The organism is Flexibacter flexilis DSM 6793 (assembly GCF_900112255.1).
Classification (GTDB): domain Bacteria; phylum Bacteroidota; class Bacteroidia; order Cytophagales; family Flexibacteraceae; genus Flexibacter; species Flexibacter flexilis.
The window spans coordinates 98063-114986 of the sequence record NZ_FOLE01000003.1; the positions used below are offsets into that span (position 1 = coordinate 98063).

The following is a 16924-nucleotide window of genomic DNA, read 5'->3' on the forward strand; positions in this document are numbered from 1 at the left end:
TGTGTTTATAAAATCTGTTTTTGTTTTGAATGAAAGTCTTTGAAATAGAACTGTTTACCCGATTTATTCAAAGATGCCACGCCTACAGCGTTGAAATGATACCGAACCGAAACTTTTCTACAAATATTTCAATCCTTACGGATTTTTGCGTGATTTAGATCAAGCCTTAGGCTTGGTATCTTTGTAGCGCGAGCCACATCATCTATTCACCGCAGCAGAACGCCGTAGGCGTGAAATCTTTGTGATAATCAGGTTCAATTGATACACTAAATGTCTAAACTTATCTCCGATGCTTTGGCTAATTATTTTAACCAATCAATCGCTTACTTAATATATTAATAAGCTGCTTTGATTTTGTTGATAATATTGGTAGTTGAATAATTTTCGACCAAAGGCACGGTAAGCACCTGCCCGCCACGAGCCAATACAAAATCTGCACCAACGATATTTTGAATCGTATAATCGTTGCCTTTTGTCAGAATGTCAGGTTCGATGGCCTCAATCAGTCGTAATGGCGTATCTTCCCCGAACAGCACCACCAAATCCACGAAAGCCAACGAAGCCATTACACGCGCACGCGCGTACTCGCTGACTACAGGCCGCAACGAACCTTTCAGGCGGCTCACGGAAGCATCCGTGTTTAGCCCCAACACGAGTTTGTCCCCTAAGTTACGGGCTTTTTCCAAATAGTCCACGTGGCCTAAATGCAAAATATCAAAACAACCGTTCGTAAACACGATTTTCTGTTGTTGGTTTTTCCAGTCTTGCACTTGCGCAATGGCTTGGTCAAGTGACTGGATCTTGTTGGCACAATTCATATTTACGTTAATTTAAAACCAGATGGTTTAGATGATTAAAATTTAAACTTCTTCGCGCATTATCTGCTCAATGTACTGTCTGATAAGGTCGGACTCATAGCCTTTGGAAGCCGCAAAGAAATACAATTTTCCGCGTTTTTGCATTGGACTAAGCTCGGTTTTGAGGCTTTGGTATTTCTTCAACAAAAGTGCGTACAAAGTTTGTTCGTATTGGTCTTGGTCTATTTCGTCCATGCCCATACTGGCCTCTGTGTCAGTGAGTCCGCTTTGGCGAAGGCCTTGCCGAATCTTGAGTTTTCCCCATTTTTTGAACCGAAATTTGCCGTTAGAATAAGATTGCGCGTAGCGTTCCACACTCAAAAATTTTTCGGAAATAAGCCATTGAATCACCTCTTCCGTCTCGTCGGGTGTGGCTGCAAGTTGCTGCAATTTTTCGGTTACTTGCTTGGGTGTGCGTTCTTGGTAGGCGCAAAAAGCGGCAGCCTGTTGGCAAAATTGTACAAATCGCTTTTCTTCTTCTTGCATAAAATAAACGAGTGTTTTTGTTATTATTATTCAAAAAATCTTACAAAGGATTGAATGTCAATATGAATTTTCATGTAATTTAGCCGTTTATTTAACTTGCACTAATATTAAATTCGTGAATACGATATATAAACATTCTAAGCAAATTCTTTGGTGGGTATGCCTTTGTTCTTTTTGTTGGGGGCTGAGCAGCCAAGTAATGGCGCAAAATAAAACAAGTTTATCGACATGGACACTACACAATATTCATAACCAAGAAATAGGGAAATGGTCTTGCGATACGATTTTTCCGATTACCAACAGCGTATTTGCTTATCAAATACAGCACCATTGGGGGCTGATGTGGTTACCTGCCAAAAAAGTAATTGAGCCTACGTTTGAGGGCATCGGGACGCAGTCGGTGAATAACAATGTTATTTTTAAAGCAAATGGCAAATATGGTTTGTTGAGTCTGAAAGGATATTCGGCACTGCCACCTGCTTTTGACTCTATTTACATGACACTCAACCACATTTATACCAAAAATGAATTGGGCTGGCAAGTGTATTCGGGGCATAATTACAAACCTTTGTCGGCGGTTTTTGAGGCCATGCAGCCCGCCTCGCAAGGCTTGAGAGCCGTGAAACCCGATGGAGGTTGCTGGACGTACACCGACAGCGCAGGCCGCTATGTGTTGCCTGTGAGTTTTGACACGTTGGAGGCTTTTGTGAATAACAATGCCATTGCCAAGCGTGAAGGACTTTGGGGCGTGCTGGAAATTTCGGGCAATTGGCTTCAAAATCCTGTGTATAAAAATCTGACGCGCCTGACGGACTCTACTTTTTTAGCCCAAACCGACAGCAATTTTGCGATGATAGACCTTTACGGCAATGCCATGCATGCCACCAAAGACACCTTGCGCCTTCGCGAAGATGGTTTTGTGTTGCAGAAACGCGCCGTAAAAGTTGGACTTTGGGATAGAAATGGTTGTAAAATTGTTCCAGTAGAGCTTGATTATGAACAGATTAGCGACTTTAACCCCAAAGATAGTACGTTTATTCTTTCGCAAGATGTGTGTAGAGGTATGGCGCACGCGCGTTTGGGTGTAACGTTGCCCCCAAGTCCCAAATTTTCGCGCATTGAGCCGATGGCCGAAGGGTTGGCACGCGCCAAAATTGGCAAATATTACGGTTTTATTGACCTCAACGGGTTTGTGCGTATCGCGAATCGCTACGATTCGGTCGGCATTTTTTCCGAAGGTTTGACGGCTGTTATGCTCAAAAAACGCTGGGGTTATATCAACCGCAACGAAAACATTATTATACAGCCACTTTACCAAAAGGCTCTTCCGTTTGGGCGTGGTGTGGCCATTATCAAGAAAAAAAATGAATTTGGGATAGTGAACGCCAACGGTCAAGAAGTACACGCGGCCGCGTTGGATAGTCTGTATCAGCTCGAATCAGGCTATTTTGTGAGTGTAAAAAACAAACATAAAGGTATATTGCAACCCACAGGCCAAGTGATTACTTACCCGAATTTTGATAACATAGAGCATTTGTATAATGGCTTGTTTTTAGTAGAACGAAATAACAAATTTGGAGTGTACAAAACCGATGGCGAACCGTTTATTCCGCTCACATACAGACGAATAAGCTACGAACATCGTTTCAAACTCTATTGCATAAAGCACTGATGGGGCGTGTTTATTTGCACAGGCTTTGTATATTTGTTGCCCAAATCAAAACTCATAAGCCAATGCGTAATTTAATTTTTGCGGGAATCTGTCTGTTAGGAAGTTTGGCGGCCTGTACGTCTAAGCAAGGTAATCCAGATCAAATCCGACAAGTTCCGACCGAAAACACATACAGCGAAAACACCAAAATCAATTCTATTACCAAAGCCATAGAGGAAAACCCCGACAACGCCAATAATTATTTTATTCGGGCCAAGTTGTACAGGGAAATGAAGAAAAATACACAGGCCATCGCCGACATCGAAACGGCTACGTCTCTGGACAGTACCAATGGTTTGTTTTTCTTGGAAAAAGCAAAAATTTATCGTGTGGCTGGCGATGTATCGAAAGGTATGCAAGCGGCTCACCGTGCCGAAGCACTCAAGGTAGAATTACCTGAGCTATATATAACGATTGGCGAAATGCTCATCGTGGTCAAAGACTACCAAAATGCCATGGATTATCTGAACAAAGGCCTTCGTGTTGCGCCATTTTTTGCAGAAGCATATTTTTATAAAGGATTGATTTTCTGGGAGAAAGGGGATACGGCACTTGCGCTTTCCAACCTTCAGACTTCTATCGAGCAAGATCCAGAATATGTGGACGCTTACAACAAGTTAGCAGCTATTTATTTGGTAAAAAACAACTTGAAGTTAGCTTACCAATACTTGCAATCGGGTATGCGTTTCAACCCTGATGATGCTTACATCAACTACAATATGGGTTGTTATTATGAGGCCAGCAAGCAGCAAGATAGTGCGATTACATTCTTCAAAAAAGCTATTTTCTTTGATCCAAGTTTGTATTCGGCGCACTACAATTTGGCTACATTGGCTTACCAACAGCGCAATTACACGGAAGCTGCCACACATTACGAAAACGTAAATCGTTATAACGACAATATGCCTGAATCACATTTTTATTTGGGCATTTGTTACGAAACGCAAGGTAAAAATGCGGAAGCTGTTACTCAATACGAAAAGGTACTACAACTCAATAATGGCTATACAGAACCGACCGTCAAAATGCTGGGAAGTCTGCGCAAACGTATGGAAGTGCAACGCCGACTAGAGGCCAAGCGCGATTCGGCAGAAGCAGCCAATTCCATTGTAAAAGTTCCGTAAGTATTGTTTTGTTCTTAAAATATAGTCCTCATTGCTTGCTGTAAAGTATAGACAATGAGGACTTTTTTATACGTTGTGAAAGCCTTAGCCCTTTGCGGTTAGGGTTTTGTTTTTTAGGGCAAAAGCATGATTTTTTGAAATAAAAACATTTGGTAGCTTTGGTAAAACTAAAACACTACGCACATGACATCATTCGAACAAACAGAAAAGCCATTGACAGATGCAGATTTACAACAACTTCGGAATACTCGTAATTCGGCTGTTTTAATCGGAGGATTGGTAATCGCGATTTTTGTGGCAATAAGTGCGGCCATTATAGTCTCCAGCGATGGCGGATTGGCGTGGTTTTCGGCGATTATGCCAGTATTGGGGATGGCTATTATCGGATATATGCTCTATAAATACAATCAAGACGTAGGCTATGGAAAAAAAGTTTGTATAAAAGGCACGATTACAGGCAAAAAACAACACACCACGCGCAACAACAGCAAATCTTCGAGTTCGAGCAGCAGCACGGCATACTATCTAATCATTGGCGAAAACCGAAGAGTAAGTGTCAATGCGGACGTTTACCAAAAATACCATTTGGGCGAGGGCATCGAACTGGAAATGACCAAACACAGCGAAACGATTCTGGCACAAAAACATTTGGAAGGCAGCATTAGAATAGAGGAACAAACGAAGAATCAGGAATTTAGACAAAAACAGGCGTATATTTCGCCAAGCTCGCTTTCTGACCTTACGCCCGACGACTGCCGCGCAATTCGCAAAGCCCGAACCCGTAGTATTTGGGGGTTTGTGGGTTGGCTCTTCATACTGGCATTCATTAGTATTTTTGTGGTAATTTTCGGTATGATATTCTTGGCTTTCGTAGTTTTCGAACATCTACCCAAACAATATTTGCCTTATGTGGGGCAGTTCTTGACGTATGGTGTGCCGGCAATTGTATTGGTGGCTTTGGGAAATTGGCTTATTTCGCGGCTGCTGCCATTTAATCGCGATTTAGCCGAAGGCCAAAAAGAAATTCAGACCATGTATATTACTGATAAATTTGCCAGCAACGTACAAGTAACTTCGTCGGGCTGGCGCGTTACTTCCAGCAGCGGCCAGTATTATTATGCCGTCATCAATGGTCGAAATTATGATATAGATTACGCCCTTTATGAAAAAATAGACAATAGCCATCCCGTTCAGGTGCATTTGGCTCCACATAGTAAAGTTTTATTAAGAATTGATTTTTAATTTGGTTCAAAATTTCCTTTTCGCGATACATACAACATGATCGACTACCAAGAGAAAGAGGTCCCTTTTAGCCCAGCGGAATTACAAAAACTCAAGTCTGAACGCATTCTGGCGGTTGTTGTGGCGGCAATTATTTGGCTTGTATTTATGGCGGTAAGTATTTTTTTACTGATTAACAACGACAGCGGTTGGGCTTGGCTGTCTGTGTTACTGCCTGCCATTATTGGATTTACGTTTGTGTATATGCTCAATTCATTGAATAAAGACATTGCATATGGTAAAAAAATACAAGTGTCGGGCGTGCTTGCCGACAAAACACAACGTACAACCACTTCCACCAGCGGAACAGGCAAATATGCTGCTGCCAAAAGCCGTACCGATTATTTTTTGGTGATTGGCCCGCGAAAAATACAAGTAGAGCTGCGGGTGTATGCCCAATATCATGTGGGTGAAAAACTCGAAATAGAACTAACCAAATACGATAATGCGATTCTTGCACACCGACTTGCTTCCACAGCCACAAGAGCCGATTTTTATAGAAAAATTAGACGATAGCATGACACGTGCCGCACTTTCGCCCGACGAATGCGACCAAGTCCGTAAAGCTCGCCGCCGCCGCATTTGGGGATTTGTGGGTTGGTTTTTTCTATTTCTTTTTGTTGGTTTTTTTTTATGGGGAATGGTAGCAGCCTTGGTAGGAATGGCCGTTATGAAATTTATTCCAGAAGAATATTTAATAACCATAAGTCAGTTTGCCATCGTGATAGTGCTGGGTTTGGTACTATGGGCTACGGTCAACAGATTATTGGCGCGGCTGCGGCCTTTTAACCGCGATTTAGCCGAAGGCCAAAAAGAAATAAAACGTATGCGTATCTCCGATAAGTTTGCTAGTAACGTGCAAGTTACCTCTTCGGGTTGGCGCGTTACTTCTCGCCGTGGGCAATATTACTATGTGGTAATCAATGATCGAAACTACGGTATTGACTACGAAATTTACCAAAAAATAAGTAAGACCCAGCCAGTAGCCATACATTTTGCCCCGCGCAGTAAGGTAGTTTTGAAGATAGAATTTTGATAGAAATAGCTCAACGTTTTGCATCAAAAAAGCCTATAAGTGAAGTACAACTTATAGGCTTTTTTGATTGAAAATATATAGAGCAGATTAGAAGCCGCCAGCGTCTTCTTCTTCCTTCTTCTTCTCTTCTGCTTTTTTCTTTTCCTCCTCCAAGCGTTTGCGTTCTGCCTCTTTTTTGGCTTCTTCAGCGGCTTTTTTCTCGTCCTCTTTGCGTTTCTTTTCTTCTTCCTTCTGCTTCTTTTCGACCTCTTTTTCAGCCTCTTTAGCAGCTTTTTCCGCTTCTTTTTCCGCTTTCTTCTTGGCTTTTTCGTCCTCTTCGGCAGAAGGCTCTTCAGCAGAATCACCTTCTTTTTTCTCGGTTTCTTCTACCTTTTTCTCCTCGTCTTTTTTCTCTGGCTCTGCTGGCTTGGCGGCAGGTGTTGGCTTGGCTGGCTCATCAGAACCGAAACCGTCATCTTCTTCCGCTGGTTTAGGTGCTACTTTTTGGGTAGAATCTGCTGCCGCAGGTGTATCAGTTACTGCTTTTTGAGTCGAATCCGTAGAAGTATTTGTACTGTCTTTGGCTGGCTCGTCGTCTGTTGAGCTACCAAATGGGTTGTCTTCTTCAGCTTGCTTCTTGGCTTCTTTCGCGCGTTCTTTTTCGAGCATTTCGAGCGTAATTTCTTTACCAAAATAATCTTTGTTAAAGTTTTTGATAAACATCACACGCTCAATTGGATCAGAAGGGGCAAAGGCATATTGGTTGGCTTTAGCGGCGGCGGCTTTGGACTTGCTGGCAACAGCATTGTTGTAGTCGTCATCGGAAGATGCCGTCATTAGTCGTTTGCTGGCATTATCGTACATGAAATAATACCACGTATCAGGCGAAGCCTCCAGATACAAAGTAAATAAAGTAGCCGATGCGCCTTTCTTAATTTCCAAATAGCCGTCGATTTTGGCATTGACGTTTTCGCGTATCACATTGGACACCCCGATTTTTCCTACGCTATACCAAGAACTATGCTCTTTCGACCATTTCAGGTTTACATTAGAAAGTACTAAGCCTTTGGCTAGCTTAGAAATCATGCTTGCAATTGGTGTAACTTGTGCTTGAGCCGCTTTGCTGTAATCTTGTGCGGCACGGTCGCCCGCAGCATCTGCAATTTTATAGAGCAATGCGGTTTGGTCGTCGTTGGCCTCTGGTGCAGAAAGGTCGGAGGCCCGTGCGGCTAAAGCCTTGCCCATTTGTTTCCAAGCCGCAGACGGCATATCAAACTCCGTTTGGATTAGCATATTCATGTCGTAATGATTACTATCCAAATGTACTTGTCCCGTACCCGTTGCTGTTACCCTAAAATCGCGGTCTTCTATCGGTGGTGTCATTAGGTCGTAGCGGCCTTCAAAATGTGCTAAATCCAAAGAGTCATTGTAAGTAAACACGTTACCTTCGTAACTTTTACCCGCAATTTTATCAGGAGTACCAACTTTAAATTCGCGTGTTTCTTCCTGAAACTTCAATAAACCATCTACGGCAAATACTTGCTTGTCGGTTGTGGATTTGCGCGGTGCGGCAAACGAGGTGTAAGCCTGCATTTCACCATCCTGAATGAACAAACCTGTTTTGAGGTCTGCACCAGACTCATCTTTTGCTCCTGATAGGTTCAAGGCAAAATCGCGACTTTCTTTATTGGCATACTTAAACCAAACGATATTGGAGTTATTTTTAATGTCCAAACGTACCTCCCCGTCAAAATCTAGGTTCGGTTTCCGTGCATCCATGTGTACTTTCCCTTTGTACAAAATACCTGGCGTGAGTTTGAGCGGTTTTTCTGCAAATACATCACCCCCCGAAGATGAATAATATACTGATTGCTTTTTGGTGCTAGCCTCTTCGTCTTTCAAGATTTTAAACTCATCAAAGTTGATGGCTAGTGTATCATTATCCGAGTTTACGTATTGATACAAAGCGTTTGCGGAATAATCGTTTCGTTTGAAAATGTGCACATTGGCTTTTACCAAGCGGTGGTATTTGTTGAGTGTATCTACAACCATAATGGCGTTATTCAATACCTCCATTGTCGCATTCTCAGATACTACAACTTTGCCGCTATCAGGCTCTATACGTGCATCGGCTATGTTGATAAACGGAACGCCTTTGATGTTGAGCTGGAATTTTTCAATATTATAAACCGCAGCCGTAGCATTAAAGTTGATGGAGTCTTGCTCTGGGTTGGTAGAATAGAAATAAGAGTTACTAATATCAACATTTTCAGGCTTTTCCATTTCTACAACTTTTCTATCCAAATACCAAACCGCTCTCGGAATAGAGGTTTTGTAGCGGGTATAAGGAAACTCGTTACTGGCATAACCTTCTTTTTCGGGGTTAAACTCCGCAAATTTTTCTTTGAGGTTAAAGTTGAATTTTACGTCACGGCACAATACGGCTGGCTTGAGGGCATTGGATGACTGAATCTCGAAAATGGCTTCACGTCCCGAAAAATCAGTAATTCCAAATGTATAATTGGGTGATACGATTTGCGAACCACGCGTTTTGATTTTACCCGAACCATTTACGCCCGTAGTGGCCACAACCAAAGCTCCGTCCAACGTGGCGGTTTTTTCATAGAGTTTGAACAAACCAAAATCAGTTTTGTTGTAAAGCTTCTTATAGTCGGCAGCATACTTATCTTTTGCGTCTATATTACTGATTACCAAGCTATCTGTGGCAGGTGTCCATTTCATGTGGAAGGCCGTTATGGCTGCATCAGGGTAATTTCCGTTTGCAATCGTTCCTTCTTTCATCACGAAAGTTGTACCATTGGTAACTACAGAATCTTGATAAAAAATAAAGTCGTCGGATTTAATCAGAGATGTCAAATACTGAATTTCGCCTTTGCCCCTAATGCCTTTGTGGTCGAGTGTAACCACACCAAAAAATTTACCCGCACCGTTGTATAACTGATAACCTTCATCAGGAACTTTGTGGATAAAACCCAATGATTTGTCAGGGCGAATTACCAAACGTTCTTTGAACGGCGGGAAGATTCGGTCTGGGATAAAAGTCCCGTCAAAGGATACGGAGTTAGGGTCGTTACTGGCCACCGAGTCCACATTAAATGGCGGTAGTTTGAAGCGTACTTTTTGGTCGTAGGCCTTATTCAATACTTCTTTGGTATCAAAATACACGAAAGAGTTAGACATTACGTCAAAAATCGGGTATTTGGGTACTTTGCGCAAACCAGCTTTGTTGTTGGCTTCATTGATATACAGTGTTCCTTTGGTGGCCTTGATATTTTCGGCTTTTTCGCCTTCGGCCTCTTCTGCAATCCCTCTGTTTTCGAGTTTACCCGTCGATTTACTTTTCTTTTTACCAAAAGCCTTTTCTTTGGAGTCTAGCTGCAAAATTACGGAGTCAATTTTCTGCAAATCCACCGTAAAGTTGGTGTAGTCAAATTTGAAACTGGTGCCGTGTGCCAAAAAGCTACCCGCGTTCACTTTGCCGTCAAACATCATGTCGCGGTTTTTCAGGATTCTTACTTGACGATCAGTCGGGATGATATATACCCCCAGCGAGTCACTCAAATAGAATTTATCCACACCTGAAACCAATAGTTCTTTGGTTTTCAAATCCAGTGTACCGTTGGCTTTGCGTGGCGCAATAGACGGCACAGACATATAGTCATAATCTTTCTTTTGTTTGTGCGAGGTGTAATAGTGTTTGGCTTTGTCCAGTACCGTAATCGCCCCAGACTCTGTGTTGTAACGGATAAAACCATTAGCCGCAATGGCAGCCAAACCACCTTTGAGCGATTGTAAATTTTGTCCGTATTTATTGGCCAAATCACCTGCATTAAACGTTTCTTTTTTAGAAGAATTGGCATAACCAATCACCATGAGTAGCGGATTATAACTGAAACCGCCTTGTAGGTTATCGAAATAATTATCTTTAAAGAAATCCAAAGACTCAAAATAAGCGGCGTTGCGGTTGTTGGCGCGGAACATATAAAAGCCCACTTTCGCGCTATCCAAATCCCATTTTACGCCTTCGCAACTAATTTCAATTTTGTGGTACGTGTCCATGAACGGCGTAAACTTGTACTGGCCGCCGTCTTTGTGTATTTCTAAATGGCGTGTTTTGCGGTTGTAGAACATACGCGCCGCTGGGTGCGTAATCGAATCTGATTCTACATTGATGCGCAAACCCGCACTACGCGCCGAAATCACCGAATCGCCAATGTTAAACAGCGGCGATTTGGCAACAAATACTACCTCTCCTTGGTCTTTGATTTTGAGGGTAGAAAGCGAACCCGATGCACTGGCACTGCTGATATTGGCACCAGCCAACGAAAATCCGCCCCGAAACATCACGTCATCGCCCAAATTACGAATTTCCATGCCCGATTTGTAGGACTTGAAACGCGGAAATTGTGCTTGTGAGGGCAGTTTGTAACGGCGGCTTTTAAATTCAAAAATCCCCTCTAAGGTTTCGTCTAATTTAGATTTGTAATGAAGTGTTACGTCTTTGGCAGCAAATTCTGGTATCCTGACCATGAAAATATACTTTTTCAGGTCGCAATACACGTCCGAAGGATCAAGGCCAGCCATGCGCCAATCAAAACGACCGCCTTCGCCCACAAACAACGAATAAGTAACCATAAAGCTACCCGAAGTTTGCTCGATGGTGCTGCTGTCGTAAGCCGTTTTAAAGGTCAAATCTGTTTTATCAAAGCTAATAATTGCTCCTTGTAACGTTACTTTTGGTTCTGTTGGGCGTACAATCATAGTCGGGTCTATGCCCGAAGCCGAATCTTTTTTGGCAATATCCGAATTGAGCGCATTATAAGCGGCATCTTCTTCTAAGTCCTTGAACTTGCTTGGTTGCGGTGCCGTGTAAGCCGCAATACTGGCTGTGTCGGTGGTTTCCATGTAATAGAAACCAATGTCGTTGGTATTGGAGGCTTTGAGCGTGTAATTGTTGCCTGTGTAAAGCGCGTCTTTTTCAAACAAGGTGCGACACGTTTCCAAAAAAACTTGGAGTTGTACGGGACGCTGCTTTTCGGCTACTTTTCGGGCTACGTCCAAAAAATTAGTCATTTTAGTTTCGTCCAAATGCTTGATGTTCGCCGCCGCGTCGAGTGTGGCCACCAACGTCTCGAAATTGGGGCGAGGTTTCATGCGCTTTTGTCCCATTTGTTGCGCTAAGGCAATGATGGTTTTCTTTTGATTTTCGGAAAAAGAACCGCCATTCCACGCCGCTAAAAACGAATCGGAACGTTTGATCGTAGCGGGTGTTTTAAGAGAGTTCATCATCCCTTGAATGTTTTTGGCAAACTCATCAGGATTGTCCGAAAATTTAAACTGCGCTTGCACCTGTATCGCCAAGCCAAGCCACAACACCAACGAAAGTAGTACACGAAATTTCATACACCTGTAATCCAAATAAAATGACTAAGAAAACCTGTTCGTATTTTTTAGGATAAAATCCTTATTTTCAATTTTTTAGGCAAACCAAACCGCCGACCATTGGTCTCTGATTTTACGGCTTTGTTCGGTGAGTCCCACGCTGGCCGCCACTGCCGCAATGTCTGCGATGTCGTGTTCATAAAAACCACTTAGCAATAACACGCCGCCTTTGGTCAAATGTTGCACATACGCAGGAATTTGGTCTAACAAAATATTGCGGTTGATATTGGCCAACACAATATCAAATTTGGCATCAGCCGCTACGCCGTTTATTTCGCCTTGCCAAACCGTAACTTTCTGGCAGCTATTGAGTTGTAAATTTTCGCGTGTATTTTCCACTGGCCATTCGTCTATGTCGAAAGCTTCTACAAAATCAGCTCCTAATTTTTCGGCCATAATCGCCAAAATGCCCGTACCCGTACCCGCATCCAAAACGCGTTTGCCTGCGTGCGGAATAGCCAACTGATGTTCTACCATCAGGGCAGTAGTAGCGTGGTGCCCAGTTCCAAACGACATTTTAGGGTTAATAATAATTTCGTGCTTAAATTCTGGGCGTGGTTCGTGAAAAGTAGCACGGATAAAACATTCATTTCCAACGGTTACTGGTTCAAAATTGCGTTCCCATTCTTCGTTCCAATTTTGTTGGGCAATGCTTTGGGTCGTATAAGAAATGGGTGTTTGTTGGGCATAAGTCGCCAACAAATCGGCTACGGCTTGTGCGTCGTAATTTTTTTCTTCGGCATAAGCCTGTACACCGTTGTCGGTTTCGGTGAAAGTATCAAAACCCACTTGGCCTAGTTCGGCGATAAGCACGTCGGCAAAGTCTGGGGCAACTTCAATGTTAAGTTCGATGTAATTCATCGTTTCTGATTTAATAAAAAATTGATATTGAGTTATTTACAGCCTGCAAAAGATTCTGTTTCGGTATAAAAAACCGAAAAATCGGCCATCGCGCGATTGGGTTCAATATATACCGTAAAATCGGCTTGTACCTTCGTGTCTGTGAAGTGCCAAAGGCCAGCATCATCGGCAAACAGTTTGTTGGCGGTCTTAAAAACGGTCAGGTCGGCCATGCCTTCGGAGCTTTCCACAAAAATGCGATAGTCGGCCATAAGCCTATTTTTTTCTATAAAAACACTTCCATACACTTTGCAAGGATTGGGGTTGTTTTGCGCCATGCAAGCTACTGAGCTAAGCAAAAACAAACTAAAAGCCAAAAAATACTTCATAACAAGCTGATTTTTTGCGTTAAAAATACTAAAAAACATTAGGCAAAGATAACAGATGCTTTGGTTATTACAACCCCATTTGGGCAAACAAAAGCGCAGCAAAAAGCCCATATACGCGAATACATGGGCTTAAAGAATGTGTTTTTATAGATAATTATTTGGCCATATCCATAATTTGTACGGCATCTGCTCCCAAATGCTCAATTAGAATTTTGCGATATTCAGGCGTTTGCATAAACTGTACCAAAAACTCGTTGAAAACGGGCTGCCAATCCGACTGAGGAGGCATTACCAATCCGAAAGATTCGCCTGGGCGATCGGCCACCGAGTGGCGTTTTACAGGTTTTTTATCTTCTACGGCATCAAAATAAATGACTAAATCTTGGTAGCAAAAGGCTTTAGGGTCTTTGAGTACCTGCGCTAAGGCTTCTTTGCTGGACGTCGTGTAACTAATGGGCATTTCTGGGTAAAATTGCTTTTTAAGCGAATTCATAAATTTTTCGTGCGTCGTGCCTTTGGCCACATACGCTTTCATGCCCTTAAATTTGGTGGACATTTCGTTGAGGCGCGTAAGCGGAGGCGCAGACTTTTGTGTAACCAACAATGCCACGTTGGTCATAAAAGGAACGCTAAAAGAAACTTCTTTTTTTCTTTCCTCTGTAATAGTAATATTTCCTAAGCCAAAAACAGCTCCAGACGAACCTTTCATATTATTGTAAAATTCCTTGAAATTAGTTTGTCCATCTCTGTATTTTAATGTTACATTTACTTTGCGCCTATCTTTCAAAAAAGTTACAAAATTTTGCATAATATCAGCGCAAACACCCTCGTATTTTCCCCCAACTTTTTCGATTAGATTAGGCGTATCATAATAAGTAACATACAGATTACCAGAGCCTTTTTGTTTTACCTCAGTCCACGATTGGCCTTTGATTGTCTGTGCGTTAGCTATTGTTTGTAGCCAATTTGATAGCAATAATAATAAGATTATTTTTTTGTACATTGTAATGAAGGTTACGGATAAAGGTTAATAAAAGTTTCTTTTTTATGAAGGATTTGATTTTACTTAAATCAAACGACAAATGTACTAAAGTTATTGATTACGTGTGCGTAAAATTATAGTAATTATCCATTAAAAATCATTTAAAAAAAGAAATAAAATAGTTTTGTTATGTGATTTTTTTTGATATTATTTACATAATAATATAATATTTTATAGGTGCGTCAGAAATGTTTATTTACTTGACAAAACCAGCAATTCGCCTTAGATTTGCAATCGTATTTATGTAAAAAATATTGTATATGAATCCGTATTTTTTAGTATAAAGACAAGCCAAAATATATCTCATCATTTCCCCCAACAAAAAAAATGACCGTACAACCCAACAAAGTGGTTTCTGTGGCATACCAATTGGAAATCAATAATTTAGATGGCGAGCGCGAAATCGTAGAAACTGTAAGTGCCGATGCCCCAATGGTATTGCTATATGGCATGAGCGGTTTGCCCGAAAAATTTGAAGAAGAACTTGCTGGCCTAAGCGTAGGCGATAATTTTTCTTTTAACCTCAGCCCAGAAGAAGGCTATGGCGATATTGACGAAGAAGCAGTCGTTACTATTCCTATCGAAACATTTTTGATTGATGGCAAACTCGACGAAGAAATGCTTCAGTTGGGCAACTATATTCCCATGACCGACAATTACGGCAACCAATTGCGCGGCTGCGTGGTTGGCCTAAGTGAAGAGTCTGTACAAATGGACTTCAATCATCCATTAGCGGGCAAAACAATGTACTTCGTTGGTAGCATCATAGCAATTCGCGACGCGCAACCAGAAGAACTTGCACATGGTCACGTACACGGTGACGGCGGACATCATCACTAAGATTTTTGCTTTATTGCCAAAATTTCAAGCCTCATACTCCCCAAGAGTGTGAGGTTTTTTATGCAAATTAATTGGCCTAAAACAGCGCGGGGTCGGCTCTGAAAGAGCCGACCCCGCCACAAGAATTTATACAAAGTTCAAAAGTTCTAAAATTCGGTTCAAATCGTCTGCCGACGTAAACGGAATCTTGATTTCGCCTTTGTTGTTGTCTGCCGATTTTACTTGCACTTTCGTACCGAAATGCGTAGCCAAACGCGACTGAATATTTTGTATTTCTACGCTGGCTTGCGTTTTGGGCGTTTGTTTTTTTTCGTCGCTTGGTAGCCCGAAAGTAGCCAAATCGCGCACAATTTCTTCTACTCTGCGCACCGATAGTTCATCAGCAATAATGCTTTTGAAGATAGATAATTGCGTATCAATATTTTCCACATTCACGATAGCACGGGCATGCCCCATGCTAATATAATTATCGCGGATGGCGGCCTGAATTTCTGGTGGCAATTTGAGCAAACGTAAATAGTTGTTCACGGTACTGCGTTTTTTGCCTACGCGGTCGCCCAACTCTTCTTGCTTCAGGCTACATTCCGTAATAAGTCGTTGGTAGCTCAAGGCAATTTCTATGGCGTTGAGGTTTTCGCGTTGAATATTCTCAATCAAGGCCATTTCGAGCATTTGCTGGTCGTTGGCCGTGCGTACATACGCAGGAATTGAGGCCAAGCCTGCCAGTTTGGAAGCCTGCAAACGGCGTTCCCCCGAAATAAGCTGGAATTTATTAGCACTCAACTGGCGCACCGTAATCGGCTGAATGATCCCCTGTGTGCGGATAGATTCGGCCAACTCTTCAAGCGCATCTTGGTCAAAATGTGTGCGAGGTTGATAAGGGTTTGTCTCAATAGTATCTACACTAATTTCGTTCATAAGCCCCACGCTCGCCTGTTCGTTTTTATCCTGCGCCTGCGAACTGTCGGCGGGGTTTTCGAGCAAAGCACCTAAGCCACGCCCCAAACCACTTCGTTTTTTTATCGTCATCTTACTATCGCTCATCTCCCTTCAATTGTATTTTCGAGACATCAATGCCATTTTTTACTAAAATCTCGCGTGCCAAATTCAAATAGCTAATCGAACCTTTACTTTCGGCATCGTGCACGATGGCTGGTACGCCAAAGCTCGGCGACTCGCTCAAACGAATGTTACGCGGAATAATCGTGTCGAATACCATCGACATAAAGTGCATTTTTACTTCCTCCACCACTTGGTTGGAAAGGCGCAAACGCAAATCGTACATCGTCAGCAAAATGCCTTCGATTTCCAGCTCAGGGTTGAGTCTGGACTGAATTATCTTGATGGTATTCAATAATTTACCCAAACCCTCTAAGGCAAAATATTCGCATTGTACGGGTACAATCAGCGAGTCAGAAGCCGTCAGGGCATTGATGGTAATAAGTCCCAGCGAAGGCGAACAATCTATCAGGATAAAATCGTAATTATCGCGGATAGGTTTGAGTGCCTGCTTCATTTTATCCTCACGATTTTCTAAATTTATCATCTCCACTTCCGCACCCACAAGGTCGATGTGCGAAGGTAGCAAATCCAAATAAGTAATATCCGATTTGAGGATAAGGCTTTGTGCATCAATGCCATCTACCATACATTCGTAAATGCTGTTTTCGATGGTTTTGGGATTAAACCCTAATCCCGAAGTGGAGTTCGCCTGAGGGTCTGCATCAACGAGGAGGGTCTTAAATTCCAAAGCTGCCAAGCTGGCTGCCAAGTTAATAGCTGTTGTTGTTTTGCCTACGCCACCTTTTTGGTTGGCTATTGCGATAATCTTACCCATTGTGATAAATATTCGGGGTTAGGGTTTGCGTTTTTGTCA

General features: G+C 42.3%; 14 protein-coding genes. 6 read left to right on the forward strand and 8 right to left on the reverse strand.

The window, feature by feature from the left end; all coding sequences use genetic code 11:
- Positions 1-335: 335 nt before the first annotated feature.
- Positions 336-818, reverse strand: a complete 483-nt coding sequence (gene rfaE2, locus BM090_RS06850) for a D-glycero-beta-D-manno-heptose 1-phosphate adenylyltransferase (protein ID WP_091509766.1) — start codon at positions 816-818, stop codon at positions 336-338.
- Between the two features lie 42 nt (positions 819-860).
- Positions 861-1343 carry a regulatory protein RecX gene (locus tag BM090_RS06855; RefSeq protein WP_091509770.1) on the reverse strand — a complete coding sequence of 161 codons (483 nt, stop codon included), beginning with the start codon at positions 1341-1343 and terminating at the stop codon, positions 861-863.
- A 199-nt stretch (positions 1344-1542) separates the two neighbouring features.
- Between BM090_RS06855 and BM090_RS06860 the strand changes: the two genes are divergently transcribed.
- From BM090_RS06860 to BM090_RS06880, 5 genes are all read left to right on the forward strand, one after another.
- Positions 1543-3015: a WG repeat-containing protein gene (locus BM090_RS06860; RefSeq protein WP_091509774.1), complete on the forward strand. Its 1473-nt coding sequence runs from the start codon at positions 1543-1545 to the stop codon at positions 3013-3015.
- 62 nt (positions 3016-3077) lie between these two features.
- Positions 3078-4178, forward strand: a complete 1101-nt coding sequence (locus BM090_RS06865; RefSeq protein WP_177199859.1) for a tetratricopeptide repeat protein — start codon at positions 3078-3080, stop codon at positions 4176-4178.
- Between the two features lie 183 nt (positions 4179-4361).
- Positions 4362-5420, forward strand: coding sequence for a hypothetical protein (locus tag BM090_RS06870; RefSeq protein ID WP_091509780.1), 1059 nt, complete (start codon positions 4362-4364; stop codon positions 5418-5420).
- A 36-nt stretch (positions 5421-5456) separates the two neighbouring features.
- Positions 5457-5975, forward strand: coding sequence for a hypothetical protein (locus BM090_RS06875; RefSeq protein ID WP_091509782.1), 519 nt, complete (start codon positions 5457-5459; stop codon positions 5973-5975).
- Positions 5905-6495: a hypothetical protein gene (locus BM090_RS06880; RefSeq protein ID WP_143083902.1), complete on the forward strand. Its 591-nt coding sequence runs from the start codon at positions 5905-5907 to the stop codon at positions 6493-6495. Before BM090_RS06875 ends, BM090_RS06880 begins: the two co-directional genes overlap by 71 nt.
- An 87-nt stretch (positions 6496-6582) precedes the next feature.
- On the opposite strand, the gene BM090_RS06885 is transcribed toward BM090_RS06880, so the two are convergent.
- The 4 genes from BM090_RS06885 to BM090_RS06900 form a co-directional block, all read right to left on the reverse strand.
- A complete protein-coding gene (locus BM090_RS06885) occupies positions 6583-11898 on the reverse strand; it encodes a hypothetical protein (RefSeq protein ID WP_091509789.1) in 5316 nt (1771 codons plus the stop codon).
- Between the two features lie 75 nt (positions 11899-11973).
- On the reverse strand, positions 11974-12798 hold the full coding sequence (prmA, locus tag BM090_RS06890) for a 50S ribosomal protein L11 methyltransferase (RefSeq protein WP_091509792.1): 825 nt from the start codon (positions 12796-12798) through the stop codon (positions 11974-11976).
- Positions 12799-12830: 32 nt separating this feature from the next.
- Positions 12831-13166, reverse strand: a complete 336-nt coding sequence (locus tag BM090_RS06895; protein WP_143083903.1) for a 7(1) septoil knot domain-containing protein — start codon at positions 13164-13166, stop codon at positions 12831-12833.
- Positions 13167-13320: 154 nt separating this feature from the next.
- Positions 13321-14169 carry a substrate-binding periplasmic protein gene (locus BM090_RS06900; protein WP_091509799.1) on the reverse strand — a complete coding sequence of 283 codons (849 nt, stop codon included), beginning with the start codon at positions 14167-14169 and terminating at the stop codon, positions 13321-13323.
- Positions 14170-14535: 366 nt separating this feature from the next.
- Here BM090_RS06900 and BM090_RS06905 point away from each other — a divergent pair, with 366 nt between their 5' ends.
- Entirely contained in the window at positions 14536-15048 is a 513-nt protein-coding gene (locus BM090_RS06905; RefSeq protein WP_091509803.1) for an FKBP-type peptidyl-prolyl cis-trans isomerase, read from the forward strand.
- A 126-nt stretch (positions 15049-15174) separates the two neighbouring features.
- On the opposite strand, the gene BM090_RS06910 is transcribed toward BM090_RS06905, so the two are convergent.
- On the reverse strand, positions 15175-16092 hold the full coding sequence (locus tag BM090_RS06910) for a ParB/RepB/Spo0J family partition protein (protein ID WP_091509807.1): 918 nt from the start codon (positions 16090-16092) through the stop codon (positions 15175-15177).
- A complete protein-coding gene (locus BM090_RS06915) occupies positions 16082-16885 on the reverse strand; it encodes a ParA family protein (RefSeq protein ID WP_091509810.1) in 804 nt (267 codons plus the stop codon). The genes BM090_RS06910 and BM090_RS06915 overlap by 11 nt, the downstream gene beginning before the upstream one ends.
- Positions 16886-16924 lie beyond the last annotated feature (39 nt).